The 7,460-nt window shown below is 46.5% G+C and carries 6 protein-coding genes; 3 read left to right on the top strand and 3 right to left on the bottom strand.

All coding sequences use genetic code 11. The annotated features are described in order from the left end of the window. From hslO to R7O12_RS23290, 3 genes are all read left to right on the top strand, one after another. Positions 1-836: Hsp33 family molecular chaperone HslO (gene hslO / locus R7O12_RS23300; RefSeq protein ID WP_318074099.1), on the top strand; the 836-nt coding region annotated here is incomplete at its 5' end. 336 nt (positions 837-1,172) lie between these two features. After that, positions 1,173-2,801 (top strand): phosphoenolpyruvate carboxykinase (ATP), encoded by a 1,629-nt coding sequence (pckA, locus tag R7O12_RS23295; RefSeq protein ID WP_053307278.1) that lies wholly within the window; start codon positions 1,173-1,175, stop codon positions 2,799-2,801. A 190-nt stretch (positions 2,802-2,991) separates the two neighbouring features. Then, positions 2,992-5,109, top strand: coding sequence for an AsmA family protein (locus tag R7O12_RS23290; protein ID WP_005379285.1), 2,118 nt, complete (start codon positions 2,992-2,994; stop codon positions 5,107-5,109). On the opposite strand, the gene R7O12_RS23285 is transcribed toward R7O12_RS23290, so the two are convergent. From R7O12_RS23285 to R7O12_RS23275, 3 genes are all read right to left on the bottom strand, one after another. Next, a complete protein-coding gene (locus R7O12_RS23285; RefSeq protein WP_005379283.1) occupies positions 5,095-6,012 on the bottom strand; it encodes a bifunctional GNAT family N-acetyltransferase/hotdog fold thioesterase in 918 nt (305 codons plus the stop codon). The two genes, R7O12_RS23290 and R7O12_RS23285, sit on opposite strands and share 15 nt — an antisense overlap. Positions 6,013-6,118: 106 nt before the next feature. Next, on the bottom strand, positions 6,119-6,553 hold the full coding sequence (dtd, locus tag R7O12_RS23280; protein ID WP_005379282.1) for a D-aminoacyl-tRNA deacylase: 435 nt from the start codon (positions 6,551-6,553) through the stop codon (positions 6,119-6,121). Next, the coding region (locus tag R7O12_RS23275; RefSeq protein ID WP_318126437.1) for a virulence factor BrkB family protein at positions 6,525-7,460 on the bottom strand (936 nt) is incomplete at its 5' end. The genes R7O12_RS23275 and dtd, both read right to left, overlap by 29 nt.

Here is a 7,460-nt window from a genome sequence, read left to right as displayed (position 1 = left end):
TTTCAGTACGTGGCGAGTTGGTACAATTGGATGAAGCGTACCAACGTGTTATCTCCAGCAAGGAATATCCGGCAGCAATAGAGAAACTGCTGGGTGAGCTACTCGTTTCAACTACTCTTTTAACTGCCACTCTTAAGTTCGAAGGTTCGATCACCATCCAGCTACAAGGCGACGGTCCTGTGTCTCTTGCCGTTATCAACGGTGACCATAACCAACGTGTTCGTGGCGTAGCTCGCTGGGAAGGCGATGTTGCCGATGACGCAAACATTCACGATCTAATGGGTAAGGGCTACCTTGTGATCACCATCGAACCGAAAAACGGCGAGCGTTACCAAGGCGTCGTTGGACTAGAAGGTGACACTTTAGCAGAAGTGCTAGAAGGCTACTTTGCAAACTCAGAGCAGTTAAAAACGCGCCTATGGATCCGCACTGGTGAGCATGAAGGCAAAGCACACGCAGCAGGTATGTTGATTCAAGTGATCCCTGACGGCACTGGCTCTCCAGATGATTTCGAACATCTAGAGCAGCTCACTGACACAGTAAAAGATGAAGAATTGTTTGGTTTAGAAGCGAACGAGTTATTGTATCGACTATATAACCAAGACAAAGTACGTCTGTACGAGCCGCAACCTGTCGAGTTCCATTGTGGCTGTTCTCGTGAGCGTAGCGGTGCCGCAATCATCACCGTTGAGAAAGCTGAAATTTATGACATTTTGGCAGAAGTTGGATCAGTTTCTTTACATTGTGATTACTGTGGCACAACTTATACGTTCGACGAATCTGAAGTCACTGAACTGTATGCACAAGCTTCTACGGACAAGAAAACCCTGCATTAATTTACATAGCTTATCAAGCACGTAATTTACCCTACAAAAGGCCAGCTTAATGCTGGCCTTTTTGTGATCAACCCCTCGTAATAACTAGCCTCAAGCGTAATAAAACAACTGCTTAATTTTAAACAATTAATAATGATTTTGCCCTAGCGCAAAGGATTGCGTGCACGATAGACTATTCCCACCAATATGTGACGGGTTACCTAAAACCTTATTGAAATCATGGGTAAATTTTGAGCTATCTCCCTGTTTTCTCCCCGCCCCGTTGCTAGCATGGTGAGCAGATTAAAATTAAAACATTCTTACAAAATCCCTACAAAATCCTTATAAGGAGCACCTATGACCGTTATGGAACATACTAAGGCTGCAACACTTGATCTAACCAAGCACGGACTGCATAACGTAAAAGAGGTTATTCGCAACCCAAGCTACGAAATGTTGTTTGAGGAAGAAACGCGTGAAGACCTAACCGGTTATGAGCGCGGCGTGGTTACTGAACTAGGTGCGGTTGCCGTTGACACTGGCATCTTTACTGGTCGCTCACCAAAAGATAAATATATCGTCAAAGACGCTACGACAGAAGAACATATGTGGTGGACGTCTGATCAAGTGAAAAATGATAACAAACCAATCACTCCTGAAGTGTGGGACGAGCTAAAAGAACTGGTCACAAACCAGCTTTCTAACAAACGCTTGTTTGTTGTTGACGGTTACTGTGGTGCAAACCCAGATACACGTTTGAGCATTCGTGTTATCACAGAAGTCGCATGGCAAGCGCACTTCGTTAAAAACATGTTTATTCGCCCGACGGAAGAAGAGTTAGCGATATTTGAACCAGACTTCGTAGTAATGAATGGCGCAAAATGCACTAATCCAAAATGGGAAGAGCAAGGCCTGAACTCAGAAAACTTCACCGTATTTAACCTAACCGAGCGCATGCAACTTATCGGTGGTACTTGGTACGGCGGTGAAATGAAGAAAGGTATGTTCGCCATGATGAACTACTTCCTTCCACTAAAAGACATCGCATCAATGCACTGTAGCGCTAACATGGGCAAAGATGGCGATGTAGCGGTATTCTTCGGTCTATCTGGTACGGGTAAAACGACCCTGTCGACTGATCCTAAACGTGCGCTAATTGGTGATGATGAGCACGGCTGGGATGATGACGGTGTCTTCAACTTCGAAGGTGGTTGTTACGCAAAAACCATCAAACTTTCGAAAGAAGCGGAGCCGGACATCTACAACGCAATTCGTCGTGATGCACTGCTAGAAAACGTAACAGTACGTGGCGATGGCTCTATCGATTTTGATGATGGTTCGAAAACAGAAAACACACGTGTTTCTTACCCTATCTACCATATCGATAATATCGTTAAACCAGTATCAAAAGGCGGTCACGCGAATAAAGTGATCTTCCTATCAGCCGATGCATTTGGCGTACTGCCTCCAGTATCTAAATTGACACCTGAGCAAACTAAGTACCACTTCCTGTCTGGCTTTACCGCCAAACTAGCGGGAACAGAGCGCGGTATTACTGAGCCAACACCAACTTTCTCTGCTTGTTTCGGCGCGGCGTTCCTAACGCTCCACCCAACAAAATACGCGGAAGTACTGGTAAAACGCATGGAAGCAGCGGGCGCTGAGGCTTACCTAGTGAATACTGGTTGGAACGGCACTGGCAAACGTATCTCTATTCAAGATACACGCGGAATTATTGATGCCATTCTTGATGGTTCGATTGAAGAAGCACCAACTAAGCACATTCCAATCTTCAACCTTGAAGTACCAACGTCACTACCAGGTGTGGATCCTAGCATTCTAGACCCTCGCGACACGTACGTTGACCCACTTCAGTGGGAAAGCAAAGCGAAAGATTTAGCAGCGCGCTTTATCAATAACTTTGATAAGTACACAGACAACGCTGAAGGTAAATCTCTGGTTGCGGCTGGTCCTCAGATTGATTAAATCGAGTAACAGCGACGTCGCGTAAACGCAGTGAAAAGTTGGCATTAACTTATCACCTTTACGTAGGCCAAGTTACAAAAATTGCTTCAAGCCCCTCTTTTGAGGGGCTTTTTATTGAATACCACAGAATATTGATACAAGCTAAAGCCTATCTAGTTTTATTTCATAACACACGTAGGTTCTAGCAAAGATGAAAACAGCGCGTCGAGTTCTACTTCTGTTACTGGTTATCTTAGTTGCCATTCCAGCCGCTACGATTGCGCTGCTAACAACATCTTACGCGGACGCAACCTGGCGCTTGCTGTCAAACACCTTTTCTCTTCCCTTCCGGGCCGGAAGCGTGCGTTATGGCTTTCCCTATCACCTAACTTTACAACGCGTGAACACCAGCGGAGACGATGCGTCTTACATCGAGCAAGTCGATTTATGGATGAATCCCGATGTTTATCGCGATGGTAAATGGATCGTTGATAGTTTATTGATTGATGGTATGAGCTTGCAGTATGGCGCACCAAAGCTCCCACCTTTAGACAACGTTTTATTCCATCAAATCGCGCTCAAAAATATTGATTACGCCGACGAGCAGTTCTCTGCCAATGGCATTGACCTTCAAATTCAATCACCACAATGGAATGGTCATTTAATACCATATGGCGAAGTTCAACTTGCAGCTGACCAACTCTATTGGAATGGCGAAGCCTTTAATCAAGTCTTAGTCGATATAGACTACAAACCGCAAGACAGTACGCTTTATGGCACCTCTTTTAACTGGCGTAACAGTCAAATATCTGGGCAAGGGGAGCAGTATCCTCAAGGCTGGTCTTTAGTAAATGTGACCATCAACAAGCTGAAACTGAGTAATACGCAGCGCCAATCACTGCTTGCAAAACCTTGGCACGATCTACCATTTAGCATTAATCATATTAATAGCTTAGATTTGCTTAACGCCGATATTGAATGGGGCGACTGGCACTGGCAGAACTTGGATCTTTCTGTGGAAAACGCCACGCTGCCACTGTCTCTCTGGAAGACAAAAGCTCAAGTGTCATTGCAGGCGGATAGCGTTCGATTCCAGCAGCAAACCGCAATAGAGCCACGTTTGAGTGCCGCTATCGAGCCAGGAGTAATCCAGCTCAACGAGCTCAGCTTAGATTGGCAGCAAGGTCGAGTGCAAGTTTCTGGATTGTTCACGCCAACACAATGGAAGCTCAAAGAAGCCTCTATTCAAGGCCTCAAGTGGGCAACACAGCCAGAAGACAACCTAAATTGGTGGCACGCCGCCACCAGCGAGTTAGAGCATGTTGCAATCGAACGACTCGACATTGAGCGCAGCCAAATTATCCAGCTATCTCACGAACCTTATTGGCAACTTTCCGGTTTAAATATCGAAGGGCAACAGCTTGATATTAAACAGTCTGCTCAACGTTGGGGCCTTTGGCAAGGCGAATTGGAAGTCAGCGTTGTCAACGCCAGCTATGACCAAATACTCACGTCTCACGCAGCACTTGCCATGCAAAGCAAGGATGGCTTTTGGCAATTGACTCGCCTTTTTGCGCCACTCGAGCAAGGCTACGTAGAAGGCATCGGACAAATAGATTTGAGTACCCCGAGCCAACCTTGGGCGCTCAACGTCAATGCTGATGGTATTCCCTTATCGCTCTTCCACGATTATTTTTTACCCGACACACTGGCTATTGATGGTTTTTCCGATCTCAGCCTCGATCTACAAGGGTTATCAGGTGATCGCAACATGCTGGCCTACAGCTTATCGGGTGAAGTGGAAGCCAATCTCCGAGATACCCGCTTGAAGTCCCAAGCGGATCATTCGCTCAAAGCCATTACCTTAAGTCCACTGCGTTTAAGCGCGCAACGAGGGGAAGTTGCCATAACGCCGGTCACCATCTCAGGAAAAGCCATAAGTGGTAAGGTTTGGGGAACATTTGATATGGCCAACAACCCGCTAAGTGGCATTACTTATCAATTGGAAGAGTCGTGCGGAAACATTGAAGGCGATCTACTAAGTGGCGAAACCCACCGTAATGAGTGCGTGAACGCATCAAAACTGGCCGAGCCTACTGATATTGAGACTCCACAGAAAAATGAACCTTCCATCGAGCAGCCAATCGTAATTGATAACATCAATTTGGAGACTCAAGAGGAAGAGCTTTACGAAGAAGTTATCGAAGAAGATGAAGTACCCGACACGAATTCCGCAGCAGAACAAACCCTCTCACCGACAGAGCAAGAAGGTGAAACAGATAAGCGCCCAGCAGATCAGTCGGCGCTTACCCCATCAGCAACTGAGTAACTGCGAGTAGTTCGGTATCAGCATATAGGTACCGACAAAATCCACAGCTGGCGTGTCACCACTATAAATCACTACGTGAATAACGATGCGTGCTTTGCGTCCCGACTCCAATCGGTCTAGGTCACCACTGATCCCATCCAACGAAGTACTCGCCACGGGGTTTTGTTCGACTGGTTGACGATAACGAATAGAGCTGTCGGCCAACACAATATCACCGTGCAACCCACGCTCTTTAAGCAGCAGCCACGTCATCCCCCACCCTGTCAAGGTTGCTAAGGTAAAAGCTGACCCGGCGAACATGGTGTTATGCGGATTAAGGTTAGGATTAAGCTGCGCACAGCATTCAAACTGGTAACCCGTGTACTGATTAATTTTGATCCCCATTTTGTCGCTAATTGGGATTTGTTGCTCCCAGCGCTGTTGAAGCTCAGTACACCATTCAGGGCGACGTAACACATTGGCCATCGGATCCAGTTGCTTCACCATTTGCTGATGGCGCACAGGGCCACGCTCATCGGTTAGCTCGCCTCGACGCTCAAAGCCATTTTTTTCATAAAAGGCGATGGCATCTTCACGGGCATTACACACCAAGCGTTTCGCTCCTTCCTGGCGTGCTAACGACTCTAGTGCAACCAAAACCAGCGAACCCATCCCTTTGCTACGGCGATTATTTTTAACCGCCATATAGCGGATCTGGCCATCATTGTCCGGCGTAATGTATAAACGGCCAATCGCCATAGGACGACCTCGACCATCAACAATCATGCGGTGATGACTCATTTCGTCGTATTCATCGCGCTCTGAGCCGATCGGCATACGCCATGGCTCACGAAGCAGTTGCCAGCGAAACTGATAATACTTGTTTATCTGATTATCGGTTTTGGGAGTAATGAGTTTGAACATATCAATCCTTTGAAAGCACAACACTAATCAGTGTCGGAAAAATTACTCCAAGCCAATTCCATGAGCTTGGAGTTAAAGCTTAGACTATGGCGCCTGTGTTACCAGATTAGACCTGCAACCAAAACGTCACAGGACCGTCATTCACCAAGGACACTTTCATATCGGCAGCGAAGCGGCCACGCTGTGTGGGTAAGACTTCTTCACACAAGTCAGAAAAGTAATCATACAAGCGCTCTGCATCAACAGGATGCGCACCGCGAGAAAAGCCAGCTCGCGTGCCTTTTTTTGTATCCGCAGGCAGCGTAAATTGAGAAACCACCAGCACTTTACCTTCCACCTGTTTAACGTTCAGGTTCATCTTGCCTTCGTCATCTTCGAACACACGGTAGGTTGTAACACGCTCCATTAAACGCTTTGCTTTAGCTTCATCGTCGTCCTTCTCTACGCCCAATAAGACCAGCAGACCACGATCAATTTCTCCTACGACTTCACCATCCACGCGGACGGCTGCTTCACTGACTCGTTGAATTAGCGCTATCACTACTCTCGCTTCCTTCATCTGTTAACTGAGATTCAGCGGTCGAGTGTATCATGTCTAAATCTTCACTCCAGTGCTCTCGCTCACCAAGCGCAGCCGTAACTTCCGCCCCCAATAACACGATCATCCAGCATAAATACACCCAAACAAATAAGATAGGAATCGCCGCTAACGCGCCGTAGATGAGCTGATAAGACGGAAACTGAGTGATGTAAAGCGCAAAGCCTTTTTTACTCAACTCGAACAGTATCGCGGCGACTGCTGCCCCCATGGCACCATGAGCGAGGTGTACTTTTTTATTCGGCACTAGAATATACAAGCCAAGAAAAGCAAAAAAGGACAGCAACAACGGTAGCCAACGCAGAAATAAATTAAACGCACCAGATAATGTCTCGTTCTCTAAAATTTGCAGCGAAGTCACGTACGACGTCGCCGCAATACTCGCACCGACCATGATCGGCCCTAACGTGAGTACCATCCAATACATAGAGAATGAAAAGACTAAACGGCGCTTGTCTTTAACTCGCCAAATGTAGTTTAAGTTCTTATCAATGTTGGAAATCAGCATGACCGCTGCGATGAATAAAAACCCACCGCCAACCGCGCTCATTTTGCCCGTATTCGCCACAAATTCCTGTAATGCCGTATGTACAGCTTCTCCAGAAGCTGGCACAAAATTCTCAATAATGTAGCCTTGCAGCACCTCACCAACGTTCGCAAAAACGGGAAATTTCGACAATATTGATAACAATACCGTCAGCATTGGCACGATGGATAACAAGGTAATGTAGGCAAGATAGCCCGCGTTCACATTCACACGGTCATGCGTTAATCGCTTAAGAAGATACTTAAAAAACGCGACGCAACTTGGCAGTAGATTGATTAATCTCGCCTTGTAACTCTCTGATAA

The organism is Vibrio sp. Vb1574 (assembly GCF_033338675.1).
This window is presented reverse-complemented; position numbering and strand designations above follow the sequence as displayed.